The sequence below is a fragment of the Micromonospora sp. WMMD737 genome, from assembly GCF_049179055.1.
Taxonomy (GTDB): domain Bacteria; phylum Actinomycetota; class Actinomycetes; order Mycobacteriales; family Micromonosporaceae; genus Micromonospora; species Micromonospora reichwaldensis.
Genome location: NZ_JBMHMH010000001.1, coordinates 1,139,313 through 1,156,690 on the forward strand (window position 1 = coordinate 1,139,313; position 17,378 = coordinate 1,156,690).

General features: G+C 74.4%; 16 protein-coding genes. 10 read left to right on the top strand and 6 right to left on the bottom strand.

Annotated features, from left to right (window positions below; all coding sequences use genetic code 11):
* Positions 1-17: 17 nt before the first annotated feature.
* From ACN27A_RS04395 to ACN27A_RS04415, 5 genes are all read left to right on the top strand, one after another.
* Complete coding sequence (locus tag ACN27A_RS04395) at positions 18-902, top strand: NAD(P)-dependent oxidoreductase (RefSeq protein WP_421449985.1); 885 nt, start codon at positions 18-20, stop codon at positions 900-902.
* Positions 899-1,789 carry an NAD(P)-dependent oxidoreductase gene (locus ACN27A_RS04400; protein ID WP_421449986.1) on the top strand — a complete coding sequence of 297 codons (891 nt, stop codon included), beginning with the start codon at positions 899-901 and terminating at the stop codon, positions 1,787-1,789. Before ACN27A_RS04395 ends, ACN27A_RS04400 begins: the two co-directional genes overlap by 4 nt.
* Positions 1,790-2,181: 392 nt before the next feature.
* Entirely contained in the window at positions 2,182-2,670 is a 489-nt protein-coding gene (locus tag ACN27A_RS04405; protein WP_132239627.1) for a hypothetical protein, read from the top strand.
* Between the two features lie 111 nt (positions 2,671-2,781).
* Positions 2,782-3,402 (top strand): class F sortase, encoded by a 621-nt coding sequence (locus ACN27A_RS04410; RefSeq protein WP_421449988.1) that lies wholly within the window; start codon positions 2,782-2,784, stop codon positions 3,400-3,402.
* Between the two features lie 64 nt (positions 3,403-3,466).
* Entirely contained in the window at positions 3,467-4,570 is a 1,104-nt protein-coding gene (locus tag ACN27A_RS04415; protein WP_421449989.1) for a magnesium and cobalt transport protein CorA, read from the top strand.
* Positions 4,571-4,576: 6 nt separating this feature from the next.
* On the opposite strand, the gene ACN27A_RS04420 is transcribed toward ACN27A_RS04415, so the two are convergent.
* The 6 genes from ACN27A_RS04420 to ACN27A_RS04445 all read right to left on the bottom strand — a co-directional run bounded on the left by ACN27A_RS04420 (position 4,577) and on the right by ACN27A_RS04445 (position 11,488).
* Positions 4,577-6,760, bottom strand: a complete 2,184-nt coding sequence (locus ACN27A_RS04420; RefSeq protein ID WP_421449991.1) for a N,N-dimethylformamidase beta subunit family domain-containing protein — start codon at positions 6,758-6,760, stop codon at positions 4,577-4,579.
* A 246-nt stretch (positions 6,761-7,006) separates the two neighbouring features.
* Entirely contained in the window at positions 7,007-8,473 is a 1,467-nt protein-coding gene (locus ACN27A_RS04425) for an NAD(P)/FAD-dependent oxidoreductase (RefSeq protein ID WP_421449993.1), read from the bottom strand.
* A complete protein-coding gene (locus tag ACN27A_RS04430) occupies positions 8,470-8,781 on the bottom strand; it encodes a (2Fe-2S)-binding protein (RefSeq protein ID WP_311413492.1) in 312 nt (103 codons plus the stop codon). The genes ACN27A_RS04425 and ACN27A_RS04430 overlap by 4 nt, the downstream gene beginning before the upstream one ends.
* A complete protein-coding gene (locus ACN27A_RS04435) occupies positions 8,774-9,961 on the bottom strand; it encodes an NAD(P)/FAD-dependent oxidoreductase (RefSeq protein ID WP_421449994.1) in 1,188 nt (395 codons plus the stop codon). The genes ACN27A_RS04430 and ACN27A_RS04435 overlap by 8 nt, the downstream gene beginning before the upstream one ends.
* A complete protein-coding gene (locus ACN27A_RS04440) occupies positions 9,958-10,878 on the bottom strand; it encodes a dihydrodipicolinate synthase family protein (RefSeq protein ID WP_421449995.1) in 921 nt (306 codons plus the stop codon). Before ACN27A_RS04440 ends, ACN27A_RS04435 begins: the two co-directional genes overlap by 4 nt.
* Before the next feature lie 73 nt (positions 10,879-10,951).
* A complete protein-coding gene (locus tag ACN27A_RS04445) occupies positions 10,952-11,488 on the bottom strand; it encodes a helix-turn-helix domain-containing protein (RefSeq protein WP_132239617.1) in 537 nt (178 codons plus the stop codon).
* Between the two features lie 301 nt (positions 11,489-11,789).
* Here ACN27A_RS04445 and ACN27A_RS04450 point away from each other — a divergent pair, with 301 nt between their 5' ends.
* The 5 genes from ACN27A_RS04450 to ACN27A_RS04470 are packed head-to-tail and all read left to right on the top strand — an operon-like array spanning position 11,790 to position 17,371.
* On the top strand, positions 11,790-13,397 hold the full coding sequence (locus tag ACN27A_RS04450) for an ABC transporter substrate-binding protein (RefSeq protein WP_357580077.1): 1,608 nt from the start codon (positions 11,790-11,792) through the stop codon (positions 13,395-13,397).
* A 7-nt stretch (positions 13,398-13,404) separates the two neighbouring features.
* Entirely contained in the window at positions 13,405-14,493 is a 1,089-nt protein-coding gene (locus ACN27A_RS04455) for an ABC transporter permease (protein WP_421449997.1), read from the top strand.
* Positions 14,490-15,410: an ABC transporter permease gene (locus ACN27A_RS04460; protein ID WP_151456999.1), complete on the top strand. Its 921-nt coding sequence runs from the start codon at positions 14,490-14,492 to the stop codon at positions 15,408-15,410. The genes ACN27A_RS04455 and ACN27A_RS04460 overlap by 4 nt, the downstream gene beginning before the upstream one ends.
* Positions 15,411-15,413: 3 nt before the next feature.
* Positions 15,414-16,391, top strand: coding sequence for an ABC transporter ATP-binding protein (locus tag ACN27A_RS04465; RefSeq protein ID WP_327028434.1), 978 nt, complete (start codon positions 15,414-15,416; stop codon positions 16,389-16,391).
* On the top strand, positions 16,388-17,371 hold the full coding sequence (locus ACN27A_RS04470; protein ID WP_421449999.1) for an ABC transporter ATP-binding protein: 984 nt from the start codon (positions 16,388-16,390) through the stop codon (positions 17,369-17,371). The genes ACN27A_RS04465 and ACN27A_RS04470 overlap by 4 nt, the downstream gene beginning before the upstream one ends.
* Positions 17,372-17,378: the final 7 nt, after the last annotated feature.

Consider the following 17,378-nt stretch of genomic DNA (forward strand, 5'->3'; position numbering starts at 1 on the left):
CACGAAGGAGCACTTCCGTGACCGAACGCGACCTGTCCCCGGTGACCGTGCTGGGCCTCGGGCCGATGGGCCGGGCCCTCGCCGGCGCGCTGCTGGCCGCCGGCCATCCGACCACCGTCTGGAACCGCACGGCCGCCCGGGCCGATCCCCTCGTCGCACGTGGCGCCCGGCGGGCGCCGACCGTGGCCGAGGCCGTCCGCGCGAGCCCGCTGGTGCTCGCCTGCGTCATCGACTACGCCGCCGTCCGCGCCGTCGTCGAGCCCGCGGTCGAAGCCCTCGCCGGGCGTACCCTGGTGAACCTGACCGCCGACACCCCGCAGCGGGCCCGGGCGATGGCGGCCTGGGCAGCCAGGCAGGGCGTCGACTACCTCGACGGCGCGATCATGACCCCGGCCCCCACCATCGGCGGGTCCGAGGCGCTGGTGCTCTACAGCGGGCCCGAACGGGTCTGGCACGCCCAGCGGGACACCCTGCGGAACCTGGGCGGCTCGGCCGACTGGCTGGGCCCGGACCCAGCTCGTGCGGCCGCCCACGACGTGGCGCTGCTCGACGTGTTCTGGACCGCGATGAGCGGCATCGCGCACGCCTTCGCCCTGGCCCGGGCGGAGGGGATCACGGCGACCGAGCTTGCGCCGTACGCCAAGGGGATCTCGGGCCTGCTGCCCGACCTCGTCGACGACCTGGCCGGGCGGACCGACGTCGGGAACCACGCCGCCGACGTCTCCACCATCGCCTCCGCCGCCGCCACCATGGCGCACATCGTCGAGGCGGCCGAGGGGCACGGCATCGACACCGGCACGCTCCGGGCGGCCAACGCCGTCGCCGCCCGCGCGGTCGCCGCCGGGCACGGTGCCGACGACTTCTCCCGGCTGGTCCGGGTGTACGCGGAGGCGGCCGCGTGAGCGCCCCGCGCCACCGGCCCGTCGCCGTGCTCGGGCTCGGCGCGATGGGCAGGGCCCTGGCTGGCGCGCTCCTGACCGCCGGCCACCCCACGACCGTGTGGAACCGGTCGCCGGAGCGCTCCGCCGCGCTGGCCGGGGCGGGAGCGGACGTGGCCGGCTCCGCCGCCGAGGCGGTCGCGGTGGGCGAACTGGTCGTGGTGTGCCTGCTCGACGACGACGTCACCCGCCGGGTGCTCGAGCAGGCGGCGCCGGCCCTGGCCGGGCGGACGGTGGTGAACCTGACCAACGGCACCCCCGCGCAGGCCCGCCGGCTCGCGGAGTGGGTGACCGCGCGGGGCGCGAGGTACGTCGACGGGGGCATCATGGCCGTTCCGTTCATGATCGGCCAGCCCGGCGCGTTCGTGCTCTACAGCGGCACGGAGGACGCCTTCCTCGACTGGCGGGACACCCTCGCGGCGTTCGGCGACGTCCACTGGCTCGGCGCCGACCCCGGTCGGGCCGCCGTGCACGACCTGGCCCTGCTCGCCGCCATGTACGGCATGTTCGGTGGATTCCTGCACGCCACGGCGATGATCCGCGCGGCCGGCACGCCGGCGGGCCGGTTCGCGCCGATGGTGACCGGGTGGCTGACCGCCATGCTCGGGGAACTGCCCGCCATGGCGGCGGCCGTCGACTCGGGCGAGCACGACGCCGACGGGTCCTCGCTGGGGATGCAGGCCGCCAGCTTCGGCAACCTGCTGGCAGCCTGCCGGGACCTGGGGGTCGACGCCGGGCTGATGCGCCCGGTACGTGACCTGCTGGACGAGGCGGTCGCCCGGGGCCGCGGCGAGGAGGGCCTCTCCGCGCTGGTGGGGCTGCTGCACGACGACGCCGGCCGCCCGGTCTGACCGTCCCGCCGCCCCCTGCCGGATGGCTGCGGCGACACGCTGGACAGGAAGTCGCCCGGAGCAAATCGGCCAAGACCGGGCCAACGCGGCGGGCCGGGCGCGTACGCGCCCGCCGCGGGGCACCGTTCACGAGTGGGGCCGGGACGGCCCAGCCGCGACAGCACGTCCCCCGGTGACATCGGCACGGCCAACCCTCGCGGGTGGGCCGTGCCGGCATTTCCGCTGCTCCCTCCGCCTCCCGGGTGGACACGTGACGGCAACGAAGATTTCTCATTTTCACCGGATCGGGGTCCCAACCCTCCTAGGGTTGGTCACACCGGTGCTAGTCACGGAGTTGGCCACCCGAACGACGTCCCACGCAGTCAGCGGACGAAAAGTGAGGGAAGACGCGTATGAAGGCAAAGACAGTTCTCGTATCGGCGGCGCTCGGCGTGGGTCTCGGCACGCTCCTGCTCCCCGGCGCGGCGCTGGCCGACACCGTCGTGTCACCGGCCACCACGCCGGTCGGCGGGACGGTCGTGCTCACCGCGACGACCTGCAACCCGAAGTCCGGCGACGCGATCTTCCGCGTCACCGGCCCCGACCGCGACCAGAACGTCCGGTCCACCACCGCGGCGGCCGGCGGCGGGCTGAGCGCCGAACTCTTCACCGCCGGCTTCACCCTGGGCACCTACACCGTGACCGCGACCTGCGGCGACGGCAGCGCGGCCGGCAGCGCCACGTTCACCGTCACCCCGATCGGCGGGGCCCAGGCCGGCGGGCGCGGCGGCACCGACGGGACCGGCGCGTTGGCGGCCGGCGGCGCCCTGCTCGGCTCCGCCGCGGGCGGCGCCCTGGTCCTGGCCCGCCGCCGGCGCCACATGGCGGCGGCCACGCTCTGACCGACGGCCCCGTGCCGTCCACTCCTGCAAGTCGTCCATCCCTGCAACGGGTGCCCGCACCGGTGAACCACCGGAGCGGGCACCCGGGCGCACGCGTACGGAGGTGGGATCGTGTCCTGGCGCAGGCCCGGCTGGGCGGTCACGGTCGTCGTCCTGCTCGCCACGACCGGGCTCGGCCTCGTCGCCGCCGGGCTGGCGACGACCCCGCCCCGCCCGCCCCGGCCGGAGGCCGCCGACGCCCCCGCACCGGTCCACTCCAAGCCGCCGGTGCCGCCGCTGCACCGGGCCGCGCCGGTCGACGTGCGGATCCCGGCCATCGACGTGCGGGCACGGATCGTCCCGGTGGGCGCCGACGCCGACGGGCGCCTGGAGGTGCCGCCGCTGGACCGGCCCACCCTGGCCGGCTGGTACCGGCACGGCGTCAGCCCCGGCGAGACCGGCAACGCCGTGCTCGTCGGGCACGTCGATTCCGCCGCCGGCCCCGCCGTCTTCTTCGACCTCGGCCGGCTGCGGCCCGGCGACACCGTGCGGATCACCCGCGCCGACGCCAGCGTCGCCACCTTCGCCGTCGACGGCGTCGGGTCGTACCCGAAGGACCGCTTCCCCACCGACCTGGTCTACGGGCCCAGCGACGCGACCGGCCTGCGGCTGATCACCTGCGGCGGCCGGTTCGACCGGGACAGCGGCAACTACGTCGACAACGTCATCGTGTTCGCCACCCGGGTGCCGTGACCCCCGGACCCGCACGACCCGAGTACGGTGTCCGCGCGGATGCCGGTGCGGCGGAGGGGGACGGGTGGTTCGGCGGTCGAGGGAACGGGTCAGGCTGTCGGCCGTGTTCGACCGGCTGCTCGGCCGACCGCTGCCCGGTCAGCGCGCACCGGAGCCCCGGCGCTCCAATCCCGACTCCGTGGTCGACTGTGCCGTCTACGTCGGCGGGCGGCGCGAGCCGGGCCGCCCGCACTACGCCGACGCGTACGCCCGCAGCCGTCGCGGCCGCGACACCTTCGTCTGGCTGGGTCTGCACGAGCCCGATGCGGCGGTGATGGCGGCCGTCGGCCGCACCTTCGGGCTCGACGACCTCACCGTCGAGCAGGCCCTCGCCGACGGCCACCGCCCCACGGTGCGCCGCGAGGGCGACGTGACCCTGCTGGTCCTGCGCACCGCCCGTTACGTCGAGCACGCCGAACTGACCGACACCTCCGAGGTGGTCGACACCGGCGACGTGATGGTGCTGGTCGGCGACCGCTTCGCCGTCACGGTGCGGCACGGCGCCGCGGGCGCGCTCACCTGCGTACGCGCCGACGTCGAGCAGCGCCCCGCGGTGCTCGCGCAGGGCCCGTGGGCGGTCGCGTACGCGGTCTGCGACCGGATGGTCGACCTCTACCTGGAGGTCGCCGGGCACGTCGAGCGGGACCTGGAACGCGTCGAGGAGGCGGTTTTCGCCCGCGACCGCTCGGCCGACATCCAGCACATCTACCAGCTCAAGCGGGAGGTGGTCGAGTTCAAGCGGGCGGTGCAGCCCCTGCAGGCGCCGCTGCGCTCCCTGCTCGACCAGCGGCCCGACAACCCGCCGCGCGGCCTGCACCGATGGTTCGTCGACGTGGACGCCCGGCTGACCCGGGCGGTGGACCGGGTCGCCGCCTACGACGACCTGCTGACCTCGATCGTGCAGTCCCGGTTGGCACAGCTCGCGGTGGAGCAGAACAACGACATGCGCAAGATCGCCGCGTGGGCCGCCATCGCCGCCACCCAGACCGGCATCGCCGGGATCTACGGCATGAACTTCGCCAACATGCCGGAGCTGCAGTGGCGCTACGGCTACCCCACGGTGCTCGGCCTGATGGCGCTGACCGCGGTCGCCCTGCACCGCCTCTTCCGCCGCTCGGGCTGGCTCTGAGCGCCGCTACTCCATCGTGGACGGTTCCGGGATCGCGGGCGCGGGGCTGGTACGCGGCATCGGAACCTCGGTGGCCCGGACCGCCGGCGCCGACGCCAGCATCCGGTCGAAGACGTTGCGCAACAGCGTCGACATCGCCGGATCGTCCGCCAGGGCGCCGACGAACGAGATCGAGGACGCGCTGAAGACCAGGGCGCCGTTGGGCCGCTCCAGGAAGACCATCGCGGCGCCCTGGCCCCCGGGGTTCTCCCCCCGGGCGATGACCTGCGCCGGGGACGCCTCGCCGGCCAGCCCGCGCAGCCCGTCGGTCTCCCAGCCGCTGGCGGCGCCGTTGTAACCCGTGCGGCCGAACCTGCTGCCCATTACCAGGCCGGTGCCGGCCAGGACCGGGTGGTCATGCAGCACCTGGTACGGCGCGTACGTGCCGGCGTCGACGTAGTTGGTGCCGAGCAGTTGCGAGGCGGGCAGGCCCAGCTCCGTGTAGATGTCCCGCCTGCCGTCCGCGCGGCGGTAGGTGACCACCGTACGAGCGGAGTTGACCTGCACCCGCTCGTACAGGCCGTTGCCGCCCGGGTAGATCAGCCGGCCGCCGCCGGCCTGGAAGTTGACCAGGCGCTGCCGCATCGTGTCGGACCAGTACTCGGGATGGCTGCCCAGCACGAGCACACGGTAGTTGGTGAGCCAGCCGTTGGAGCCGTGCAGGTCGGCGTCCTCGTAGACGTCGAAGGCGAGCCCCTGCCGGGACATCCAGCGGGTCAGCAGGAGATCCGAGAAGAGGGTGTGGTCCCGGATCCCGGGGTCGTCGACGTTCAGCTCCGTCGACGGCCGGCGTACGGAGAGGGGCCGCCGGCCCGTCGTGTCCGGGCAGTACTGGCTGTGCCCGCCCCAGCTGTTGTAGGCGTTGTAGGTGAAGGTGGGTAGCAGCACCGCGATCCTGTTGGTGGGGCGGGTCGGCCGCACGAGGAACGGCACGTACCGGTGCAGCCCGTTCGGGCCCTCCAGCCGGGCGGCGTAGAGGCCGGGCTGCCAGTCGGCGGGGACCCGGAACTGCAACCGGTCGGACCAGCCGCAGCCGACGCCGAGGAACCCCACCGGCAGCGACTGCACCCCGCCGGTGACGGGCAGCGGTTGCGCGACGACCACGGGGGCGCCGGGGTTGGGCGCCAGCCGGACCATCGACGCGGTGAGCGACGGGAACCCGGTGGACACCGCGAAACGCGCCACCTCGCCCTGCGCCACGCTCGGCGTGTTGGCGTAGCCCTGGAGGGCGGCCTGCGTCTGCACCGTCCAGCCGGAGCCGACCCGCTTGCCGGTGCCGCTGTTCATCCAGGCGGCCCGCCCGTCGGGCCCGGCGGTGGTGTGGTTCGTCAGCCGGTACTGCGTGAGCGCGCCGCTCTGCCGGGCGGTGGCCGCGTCCGGCGGGATCGCGTACAGCGCCCCCTGGCCGGTGCACCACACCCCGTCGTTGAGGAAGAAGTTGCGGAAGCCGGAGCCGATCCGCAGGCCCGAGCCCGACGCCCAGGTGCCGCCGCCGAGGTGCCGGTGCCAGCGGATGTCGCCGTAGTGGTAGGCGTAGAGGACCCCGGAGGTGTCCGCCTGCAACACCGCGCCAGCGAAGCCGCCACCGATGCGCGCCCCCTGGACCGTCCACGTCCTGCCGACCAGGTCGTACTGGTGCAGGAAGAGGTCGCCCGCGGCGTTCTGCCCGTAGAACGCGCCGTGGAACCCGCACAGCCGGGGGTAGCGCTCGAATCCGGCGCCGATCTGCCCGCCGCTGATCCAGGTGCCGGCGCCGGTCGTCGAGTTGGTCAGCCGGTAGCGGTAGTAGTGGACGGTGCCGTCGCCGCGTACGGCGTAGAGCGAGCCGTCGAGCCCGCCGAAGACCGCCCGGAACTGGTGCCAGCCGGAGCCGATCCGGCGGCCCGAACCGCTCGCCCACGTGAACGCGCCGGTCTGCCAGCCCGTGTGCCGGTACCAGTACAGCGCGCCGTCGGCCTGGACCGCGAAGATGACGCCGTACCCGCCGCCGACCAGGCGGATGAACCGTTGCTGCGGGTCGTACCGGGGCACGGCGGCCGACGCGCCGGACGAGCCCGCCAGCAGCAGCGGCGGCACTGAGGCGGCGATGACGGCGCCGTCGCGGAGCAGCCGTCGGCGCGGTACGCCCCCCAGGCCCGGCACGTTTCCCATGGCGACCCCTCCCCGGCGAGGCGGATGTGCTGGGCAACCTACGAAACCGAGGGCGCCGGCGGGACCCCGCCAGGCGCCCTGAGCGGCGAAATCGGATGATCCGCGCGCACCTCCGACCGGCCGGCCCGCGCCGGTCCCGCCGATCAAGCGATTGACGGATAGCGATCGAATGTTGTCGATCGAGGCGCCGGGCCTGGCACGGCGCGGGGGCAGCCCGATCAGCGCCGGCCGGCTCGCCGCCGTCGGTCAGGGCGCGTCGGGCGGCGCGGCGCCGATCGCGAGGGCGCGCAGGGGGACGGGCTTGACCGGCGCCTGAGCGGTGAACGCCCCGACCTCCTCCGGCCCCCGGCCGGTCAGCGTGCAGATGAACTGGCAGAGGCCCGGCTGGCAGGACCGGCCCTGGCACAGACCCATCCCGGCGCGGGTCACCAGCTTGACCGCGTTCGCGGTGCCCAGGTGCGGGTTGGCCGCCACCGCCCGGCGCACGTCACCGGCCCGCACCTCCTCGCAGCGGCAGAGCACGGTGTCGTCGGTGACCAGGCTGCCCAGGGCCGCCCGGTCCGGCGCGAAGCGGTCGAGCACCCGGGTGACGAAACGTCGCCGGCGGCGCAGTTCCCGCCGCACCGGGGCGGCCAGCGCGGTGGCCCGATCCTCGTCGAGCAGCCCCAGGTCGCGCAGCACGCCCAGGGCGGCCAGCCGCCCCTCGACCGCCGCCTGCTCGGCACCCGCGACGCCGGTCAGCTCGCCGGCCACCGCGATCCGGGGCACCGAGGTGCGCAACCACTCGTCGTGCCCGACCACCCAGCCGCCCGCGGGCGAGTCCCAGGTCACCGCGCAGCCGGCCTGCCGGGCCAGCTCGACGGAGGGGACGAAACCGTAGCCCAGCGCCAGCACGTCGCAGGGCACCTCCCGGTCGGTCCCGGGCACCGGCTGCCCCGTGGGGCCGACCTCGGCGAGGGTCACCGCGCTCAGGTCCGGGTCGCCGTCGGCGCGGCGGACGACCGTGGCGAACCGGACCGGCACCCCCGCCCGCCGCAGCACGCGCAGCGCCCCCACACCCTCGGCGATCTTGCCGCCCGCACCCGCCACGGCGGCCAGCCCGGCCGGACCGGGCAGCAGGTCGCGGCGGCGTTGCACCAGCGCGACCTCGACCACCCGGGCGCCGACGCGCACCAGCTGGGCGGCCACCACCAGCAGCAGCGGGTGGCCCCCGGCCAGCACGAATCGGCCACCTGGCAGCAGGCCCTGCGCCTTGACGAACGTCTGCACACCGCCCGCCGTGAGCACGCCGGGCAGGGTCCAGCCGGGAAACGGCACCGGCAGGTCGTACGCGCCGGCGGTGAGCAGCACCGCCCGGGGTTCGAGCAGGCGGACGCCGGCCGGGCCGTGCGTGGCGACCCGGTAGCGCCCCGGCGGGGGCTGCTCGCCCGCGTACCCGTCCAGGCCGGCGCGGGTGCCGAGGACGCCCCACACGGTGGTGTCGGCGAGCCACCGGACGCCGGGCGCGGCGGTGGCCTCGGCGAGCAGGGCCCGGCCGGCGGAGGACGGCGCGGCCGGTGGGGTGAACCCGGCCGGCGGCCGGCGGTAGATCTGCCCGCCCGGCTGCTCCTGCTCGTCGACGACGGTGACGGCGGCGCCGTGCCGGCCGAGGGTGGCGGCGGCGGCCAGCCCGGCCGGGCCGGCGCCGACCACCACCACGTCGGGCGCGCTCACCGGGGCACCGCCGTGCGGACCCGCATGCCGGCCCGTACCCGGACCAGGCAGGAACGCTGGCAGGGCACGTCGTCCACCGTGACGACGCACTCGAAGCAGATCCCCATGTTGCAGTAGGGCCCACGGCGGGCGCCGCCGCGCGTGGCGCCGACGGCCCGCTCCCCGGCGGCCAGCAGCGCGGTGGCCAGGGACTCGCCCGGGTGGGCGGGCACCGGCCGCCCGTCCACCTCGATGGTGACCGGCGCGGGCCGGCCCATCGCGGTGCGCCTCGGCGCCTCGGCGGGCTGCGGCGGGCGGTGTTCAGACAAAGTTCAGCGCTCCGAAGCGGGCGGGCGAGTAGTCCTCGATCGCCCGGTCGGGCTCGCCGGTGACGACCATGGCGGCGAGGAGCCGGGCGTAGGTGAGGCCGAGGGTGAAGGCCGAGCCGCCGGTGGCGACGTACAGCCCCGGCCGGCGCGGCACCGCGCCGAGCAGCGGCAGGTGGTCCGGGGTGAGCGTGGTCATGCCCGTCCACGTCCGGATCACCGGCAGGTCCCACACCGCCGGGACCACCCGGGCGGCGTCGGCGTTGCCGACCAGCGACTCGTAGCGCAGCTCCGGATTGGTCTCCAGGTCGACCTGTCCGGCGCGGCTGACCAGCTTGGCCGGCCAGCCGCCGCCGATCAGCACGTTGCCGTCCTCGGTCTGCTTCATCGACAGCCGCCGGCCGACGTGCTGGATCAGGTGCGGCAGGAACGGCCGGCTGCGGGCGGTGGCGCTCATCGTCAGCCCGACCGGGAAGACCGGCAGCCGGACGTCGGCCATCGCGGCCAGCTCGGCGGTCCACACGCCGCCGGCGAGCACGACCGTGTCGGCCAGGTGGGTCTCCCTGGCGGTGTCCCCCGGACCGGTCCCGGTGCGCAGCTCCCAGCGCCGGCCGCGCCGGTGCAGCCCGGTGACCCGGCAGCCAATGCGCAGCACGGCACCGTGGCGGCCGGCGGCCCGGGCCAGCGCCGGGGTGACCAGCCGGGGGTTGGCCTTGCCCTCGCCGGGCACGTGGCCGGCGGCGAGCACGGTGTCCGCCAGGTACGGCGCGAACCGGCGCAGCTCCGGGCCGGAGAGCACGGCGACGTCGAGGCCGTACTCGCGTTCGAGGGCCGCCTTGCGGTCCAGCACGGCGATCTCCGCCGGGGTCTCGGCGAGCATCAGCCCGCCGGTGCGGGACACCCCGCACCGCTCGCCGAGCTCGTCCTCGATGCTCGCCCAGGCCCGTACGGCGTCCAGGTGCAGCGGCAGCGCACGGGCCGCCGCGCGGGCCGCGTCGTCGCCGTGCTCGACCATCCGGAACTCCAGCTGGAAGTGCAGGCTGCCCGCGTTCTGCCCGGAGGCGTGCCGGTTGACCTGGTCCTTCTCGACGAGCAGGACGCGGTTGCCGGCGCGGGCCAGGTGCCAGGCGGTCGCGCAGCCGAGCAGGCCGCCGCCGACGACCGCCGTGTCGTACGCAGTCACGGGAGCAGGTCGAGCTGGGTCATGGTGGCCCGGACGCGGTCCTGTTCGGCGGGGGTCAGCGGGAGCAGCGGCGCACGGACGTGACCGGCCGGCACGCCGCGCAGGGTGAGGGCGTACTTCATGATCGCCTGCGCGTTGCCGAACCGGGCGCCGTAGTCGGGCCCGAACCAGTCCTCCATGATCACGCGGTCGCGGGCGCCGAGGGCCCGGGCCCGGTCGAGGTCCCCGGCGCGCAGCGCGCGGAAGAAGTCGGGGTGGTCGGCGCCGAGCACGGCGCCGGCGCCCATCAGCCCGTCGCCGCCGATCGTGGTCATCAGCTCGATGCCCACCTCGTTGGTGGGGATGCCGAAGTAGCGCACCCGGTGCCGCAGGGCCACCAGGCTCCGGACGAATCCGCCGAAGTCGGCTGTGGAGTTCTTGACCGCCACCACGGTGTCCAGCGCGCTCAGCTCCAGCAGCAGGTCGGCGTCCAGGTCGACGCCGGTGCCGCGGGGCCAGTTGTAGACGCAGAGCGGGATGTCGACGGCCTCGGAGACGGCCCGGTAGAACGCCACGACCTCGGCGCGGGTGGGCACCACGTACGGCGGCGGGGTGAGCAGGATGCCGTGCAGGCCGGCGGCCCGGGCGGCCTCGGCGTGCCGGATGGCCTCCGCCGGCGTGTACGCGTTGCAGCCGCCGAGCACGGTGAGCCGGCCGCCGACCCGCTCGGCGGCCACCCGGAACAGCTCGGCCCGCTCCTGTTCGCTGAGACTGAACCACTCGCCCGTGGTGCCGCCGACGATCACCCCGTGCAGCCGCTCGGCGGCGAGCCAGTCCAGCTGCCCGCGCCAGGCGGCGAGGTCCAGCTCGCCCGTGGCGGTGAACGGGGTGGTGACGGCCGGGAGGTAGCCGAACCAGTCGACGCTGTCACGGTCCACTGCGGGTCCTTTCGACGGGCGGCGTCGTACCGCCCACGTGCGCGTGCGCGGGCCGGGTGACGTGCCGGGTGGGTCAGGGGGTCGGCGGGGTGACCGCGATGATGAGCCGGGCCCGCTGGTCGCTGGCGTTGCGGTAGAGGTGGGGCAGCCGGGAGTCGAAGGTGATCGCCTCGCCGGTCTTCAGCACGTAGTTCTCGCCGCCGATCTCGGCCACCACCTCGCCGGTGACGGCGATCGCGCACTCCGTGGACGGGTGCGCCCACGGCTCGGTGGAGCTGGCGTCGCCGGGCGCCAGCTCGGCTTCGAGCACCTCCAGGTCGCCCCGCCCCGGCGTGAGCCGGTCGTAGGCGATCTGCCCGGGAGGCGCGGCGAGCCGGGACCGCGAGCCGGGCCGGCTGATGTGCACCAGCGGGGCGTCCGGCTCGGAGAACAGCGCCGCGATGGAGGTGTCGAAGACCTTGGCGAGCTTACGCAGGGTGGCCAGGCTGGGGTCCGTGGCGCCGTTCTCGATCTGGCTGAGCAGGGCGGGCGACACGTCGGCCGCCGCCGCGAGCTGGCGCAGCGTGAAGGAGTGCTGCTGGCGCAGGTCGCGGAGCTGGTCACCGAGCATGCGTCTTTCCTCGTTCCAAAACAGTGTGGCTAGAAATGTTTGACGTGACTATACGCCGCTGTCTAGGGTGGTCAAACACAAGGTGAACGCGTTTGGCGCTACTAGACAAGCGGCGTCGAGGCACGAACCGGACACGAGTCCCGTCCGGGTACATCCAACCCCATGACGGCCCAACGGCGCAGACCCGCGAAGCCGCCACGGTTGCACCAACGGCCCGGCCGCGGCGTCACCGACGTCACCGGGTGTGACAGCCCCCAGAGCCCGTCCCGCGCGGGCCGGCCCATACGAAGGTAGGAACAGCATGTCGGTGTCCCCTCGCCGGCTCCGCGTCGGAGCGATCGCTCTGGCGGCGCTGGCCATCGCCTCCAGCACCGCGTGCAGCGCGGGCGGCAGCGGAGGAAACGGTGACGGCGGTTCGGCCAAGACCCTGACCGTCAACACCTCGTTCGTCCTCAAGACCCTCGACCCCGGCCGAATCTACGAGGCGACCGGCCTCACCGCCGTGCACTCGCTCTACGACACGCTGCTGACCTTCGAGGGCTCGGACGTGAGCAAGCCGGTCCCGGCGCTGGCCGAGTCGTTCGAGGCGTCGCCCGACGCCAAGACCTTCACCTTCAAGCTGCGCGAGGGCGTGAAGTTCTCCGACGGCACCGCGCTGACCGCCGACGACGTGGTCTTCTCCCTCAACCGGCTGAAGAACGTCAAGGCCAGCCCGGCCGTCATGGTCAGCGGCCTCACGTTCGCCAAGACCGACGAGCGGACCGTGGTGGTCACCTCGGCGACCGCCGACCCGAACATCCCCGTGGTGCTCGCGATGCCCTCCACCGGCGTGGTGAACTCCAAGGTCGCCAAGGAGCACGGCGCGACCGACGCCGCCGACGCCGCCAAGAGCGACACCGCGCAGCAGTACCTCGACACGAACTCCGTCGGCAGCGGCCCGTACGTGCTCAAGTCGTACGACCCGTCGGCGCAGGTGGTGCTGGAGGCCAACCCCAACTACTGGGGCGACAAGCCCGAGTTCAGCCGCGTCGTGCTGCGCAACATGGACGTGCAGACCCAGAAGCTGACCATGCAGCGGGCCGGCGGCTCCGAGATCGCGCTGGACATCTCCGGCAAGCTGCTGGAGGGGCTGCCGGGCAGCCTGAAGACCTCCGCCATGCAGGACACCGTCTACTTCCTCTTCCTCAACGCCGACCCGGCCGTCTCCCCGGTGAGCTCGAACGCGAAGTTCAACCAGGCGCTGCGGGCCGCCATCGACTACGAGGGCATCGCCGCGCTGTACGGCAAGGGCGCCGCCCCCGGCGCCGGCCTGGTCGCCCCGGCCTACCCGGGCGCGCTGCCCGCCGAGGAGCAGTCGAAGCGTGACGTGGCGAAGGCCAAGGCGTTGCTCACCGAGGCGGGGCTGACCAACCCCACGGTCAAGTTCAACTACCCGGCCATCACCTACAAGGGGGTCGACCTGGGCACGGTCGCGACGAAGGTGCAGGGCGACGCCGCCGAGGCCGGCATCAAGCTGGAGCTCACCCCGCAGCCGCTGACCACCTTCCTCGACGAGATGCGTACGGGCAAGATGGCCCTCGGGTTCACCCCGCAGAGCCTGAACTACCCGGTCGCCGACTCGCTGATCAACAACATGTCCCCCGGCCAGGCCACCGCGCTGCGCTCGGGCTGGACGGTGGAGCGGGCCGACCCGGCCGTCGTGACCGCCGGCAAGAAGGTCACCGAGACCCTCGACCTGGCCGCCCGGGCCGCCGCCATGCAGGAGTGGCAGCGGGCGATGAACGCCGCCTCGCCGTACGTCGTCCTGGCCAGCAACTCCTCCACCGTGGTGGCGAGCGGCGACCTGACCGGCACGGACTACACCGCCGCCGGTTGGCAGGTCGACCTCGCCGCGGTGGGCCGGGGGTAGTCACTCCATGACGACGACAGTCGACGACGCCGAGCCGGGCACGGTCACCACGACCGTGTCCCGGCCGCGGCCGCACCGGGCACTGCTGGTCTTCCTGCTCAAGCGGATGGCCATCACCGCCGGCCTGCTGCTGGGCGTCACGATCGTGACGTTCGGCCTGGTCACCGTGGTACCCGGCGACCCGGTCACGGCCAACCTCTCCGACCAGGCGCTCAACGACCCCGCGACCGTCGCGGCGTTCCGCGAGAAGTGGGGCCTGGACCAGCCGCTGTACGTGCAGTACTTCCAGTACCTGGGCAACCTGCTGACGGGTGACCTCGGCATCTCGCAGCAGACCGGCCGCACCGTGGCCGACGACCTGTTCCAGTACGTGCCGGCGACCATGGAACTGGCCATCCCCACCATGGTGCTGGCGCTGCTCATCGGCACCGGGATCGGCATGCTCGCGGCCGTGCGCAACGGTCGGGTCACCGACCAGCTGATCCGCGTCGGCGCGCTGCTCGGCCTCTCCACCCCGCCGTTCTGGCTGTCGCTCGTCGTGCTCTACGTCTTCTTCTACCAGCTCGGCCTGGCGCCCAGCGGCGGACGGCTCTCGACCGACTTCAGCCCACCGCCGACGGTGACCGGCATGTACACGGTCGACGCCGCCCTCGCCGGCCAGTGGGACGTCGCCTGGGACGCCGCCCAGCACCTGATCCTGCCGGTGCTCGTGCTGACCAGCCTGACCGTGGCGATGCTCGTCCGGTTCGTCCGCTCGTCCATGCTGGAGGTGCTCCAGCAGGACTACATCCGGGCCGCGTACGCCAAGGGCCTGCCCGCCCGGGTCGTGTTCCGCCGGCACCTGCTGCGGGCCGGCCTGGTCCCGGTGATCACCGTCTCCGGGCTGGCCTTCGCCTCGCTGCTCTCCGGCACGGTGCTGGTGGAGAACATCTTCGGCTGGCCGGGCCTCGGCCAGTACGCGTACCGCAGCGCGACGGCGCTGGACCTGCCCGCGATCCTCGGCGTCAGCCTGTTCGTGGCGCTGGTCTACACGCTGGTCAACCTCACCGTCGACCTGCTGTACGGGCTCATCGACCCGAGGATCCGCCTGTCATGACCGCACTCGCACCCGATCCCGTGGCGCCCGACCCCAAGGCGACCGCCGCGCTGACCCGGCGCCGCTTCCTGGGCGGCCGACTGCGGGGACGTTCGACGGCGCGGCCCATCTGGCGCCAGCCGATCGCCGTGGTGGCCCTGGTCATCCTCGGCGGGTGGCTGCTGGCGGCGCTCCTCGCCCCGCTCGTGGCGCCGTTCGACCCGCTGGCGCAGAGCCCCGACGCCTACGCGCCGCCGTCCGGCACGCACTGGTTCGGCACCGACTCCCTCGGCCGGGACGTGTTCAGCCGGGTGATCCACGGCTCCCGCCTGTCGATCCCCCTCGCGCTCGCCATCGTCTCGCTCGCCCTGCTGATCGGCGGCCTGCTCGGCCTGGTCGCCGGCTACGTGGGCCGGTTCGTCGACGAGGCGCTGATGCGCCTGACGGACCTGGTCTTCGCGTTCCCGCAGATCATCCTGGCGATGGCGGTCACGGCCGCGTTCGGCCCCAGCACCCGCAACGCCGTCCTCGCGCTGGTCATCGTCTCCTGGCCGGTCTACGCCCGGGTCATCCGCAGCGCCGTGCTGACCATGCGCGGCGAGGACTACCTCAGCGCCGCCCGGCTGCTCGGCATCGGACCGATGCGCGCGCTGCGCCGCGACGTCCTGCCCAACAGCGTGGGGCCGGCGATCGTGCTGGCCACGCTCGAACTGGGCAACGCCGTGCTGCTGCTCTCCGCGCTGTCCTTCCTCGGCCTCGGCCCCCGCCCGCCGGCCGCCGAGTGGGGCTCGATGGTGGCGCTCGGCTCGCAGGACCTCTCCATGTGGTGGGTCAGCGTCTTCCCCGGTCTGGCCATCCTCACCGTGGTGATGGCCTTCAACGTGCTCGGCGACGCGCTGCGCGACCGGATCGACCCCCGCTACGCGAAGGGACGTTGAGAAATGGCACCCCTGCTCGAGGTCGACTCCCTGGCCGTCACCCTGCCCGGCCCCACCGGGCCGCTGCCGATCCTGCACGACGTGTCGTTCACCGTCGACGAGGGCGAGATGGTCGGCATCGCCGGGGAGAGCGGGTGCGGCAAGAGCCTCACCGCGCAGACCCTGCTCGGGCTGCTGCCCGCCGGCGCCAAGGTCACCGGATCGGCCCGGTTCGCCGGCACCGAGCTGCTCGGCCTGGACACGAAGCGCTGGCAGAAGGTACGCGGCGCCGGCATCGCGATGGTCTTCCAGGACCCCACGGCGGCGCTGCACCCGATGCTCACGATCGGCCGGCAGCTCACCGAACACATGCAGGTCCACCTGGGCCTGGACCGGCGCGCGGCCGACCGGCGGGCGGTGGAGCTGCTCGAACAGGTCCGCATCCCCGACCCGCAGCGGGCGGTGCGGGCGTACCCGCACCAGTTCTCCGGCGGCATGCGGCAGCGGGCGGCCATCGCGATCGCCCTCGCCGCCCGCCCCCGGCTGCTGATCGCCGACGAGCCCACCACCGCGCTCGACGTGACGGTGCAGGCCGGCATCCTGGCGCTGCTGGACCAGCTGCGCGCCGAGACCGGGCTGGCCGTCGCGTTCATCACCCACGACCTCGGCGTGCTCAGCGCCCTCACCACCCGCGGGTACGTCTTCTACGCCGGGCGGGTGGTGGAGACCGGTCCCACCGGGGCGCTGCTCACCGCGCCCCGGCACCCGTACACGGCGGCGCTGCTCGGCGCCCGCCCGCACGGCACCCAGGCCGTCGGCACCCTGCGCCCCATCCCGGGCGGGCCGCCGGCGCCGGGGCAGGCGCCGCCCGGGTGTCCGTTCCAGCCCCGGTGCGGGTACGCCGAGCCGTCCTGCGGCAGCGCGCCGCCCCCGCTCGCCCCCGCCGGCGCCGACCGGTCGGTGGCCTGCGTGGTCCGTCCGCACCTGGAGGTGGCGGCATGAACGAGCCCGTCGGCTCGGGCAACCTGCTCGAGATCAGCGACGTCGAGGTCGAGTACAAGGCGCGCGGCCGGGGGCCGGTGCGGGCCGTGGCCGGGGTGAGCCTCGAGGTGGCACCCGGCCAGATCGTCGGCCTGGTCGGCGAGTCCGGCTGCGGCAAGTCGTCGCTGGCCCGGGTGGCGGTCGGCCTGGCCGCGCCGAGCGCCGGGGCGATCCGGTTCGCCGGCCGCCCGGTCACCCCGCTCGGCTGGCGGCGCCGGCCGGTGCCGCAGGTGGGGCTCCAGATGGTCTTCCAGAACCCGTACGCGTCGCTGAACCCCCGGCGCACCATCGGCGCCCAGCTCCTCGACGGGGTGCCGGACACGGTGACCGGCGCCGCCCGCCGGGCGAGGGTCGCCGACCTGCTGGACCGGGTCGGCATGCCGGCCGGGGCCGCGGAGCGGTACCCGCACCAGTTCTCCGGCGGCCAGCGGCAACGGCTCGCCATCGCGCGGGCGCTCGCGCCGGAGCCCCGGATGATCATCGCGGACGAGCCGGTCACCGCGCTGGACGCCTCCTCCCAGGCGCAGGTGGTCAATCTGCTCGTCGGGCTGGTCCGGGACCTGGACATGGGCATGCTGTTCATCTCGCACGACCTGTCCCTGGTGCACGAGATCGCCGACGTCACGGCGGTGATGTACCTGGGCCGGATCGTGGAGACCGCGCCCACCCGTCAGCTGTGGTCCTCGCCCCGGCACCCGTACAGCCAGGCGTTGATCGACGCGGTGCCGCAGATCTCGGCGCACCCGCAGCTGCCCAGGACCCTCGCCGGAGAGGTGCCCGACCCGGCGCACGCGCCGACCGGGTGCCGGTTCCGGCCGCGCTGCCCGCACGCCTTCGCGCCGTGCGGCGAGCAGCCGCCCACGCTCGACCTCGGCGGCCGCAGCGCCGCCTGCTGGCTCAACGACCCGACGGTGGCGCCGGCCACCGCGCCCGCCGCGTAGAGGACAC

Bases quoted from the DNA above. Each gene is read 5' to 3' on its own strand.
- ACN27A_RS04405 (WP_132239627.1), top strand. From the start codon at position 2,182: ATGAAGGCAAAGACAGTTCTCGTATCGGCGGCGCTCGGCGTGGGTCTC.
- ACN27A_RS04420 (WP_421449991.1), bottom strand. From the start codon at position 6,760: ATGGGAAACGTGCCGGGCCTGGGGGGCGTACCGCGCCGACGGCTGCTC.
- ACN27A_RS04445 (WP_132239617.1), bottom strand. From the start codon at position 11,488: ATGCTCGGTGACCAGCTCCGCGACCTGCGCCAGCAGCACTCCTTCACG.
- ACN27A_RS04450 (WP_357580077.1), top strand. From the start codon at position 11,790: ATGTCGGTGTCCCCTCGCCGGCTCCGCGTCGGAGCGATCGCTCTGGCG.
- ACN27A_RS04455 (WP_421449997.1), top strand. From the start codon at position 13,405: ATGACGACGACAGTCGACGACGCCGAGCCGGGCACGGTCACCACGACC.
- ACN27A_RS04460 (WP_151456999.1), top strand. From the start codon at position 14,490: ATGACCGCACTCGCACCCGATCCCGTGGCGCCCGACCCCAAGGCGACC.
- ACN27A_RS04465 (WP_327028434.1), top strand. From the start codon at position 15,414: ATGGCACCCCTGCTCGAGGTCGACTCCCTGGCCGTCACCCTGCCCGGC.
- ACN27A_RS04470 (WP_421449999.1), top strand. From the start codon at position 16,388: ATGAACGAGCCCGTCGGCTCGGGCAACCTGCTCGAGATCAGCGACGTC.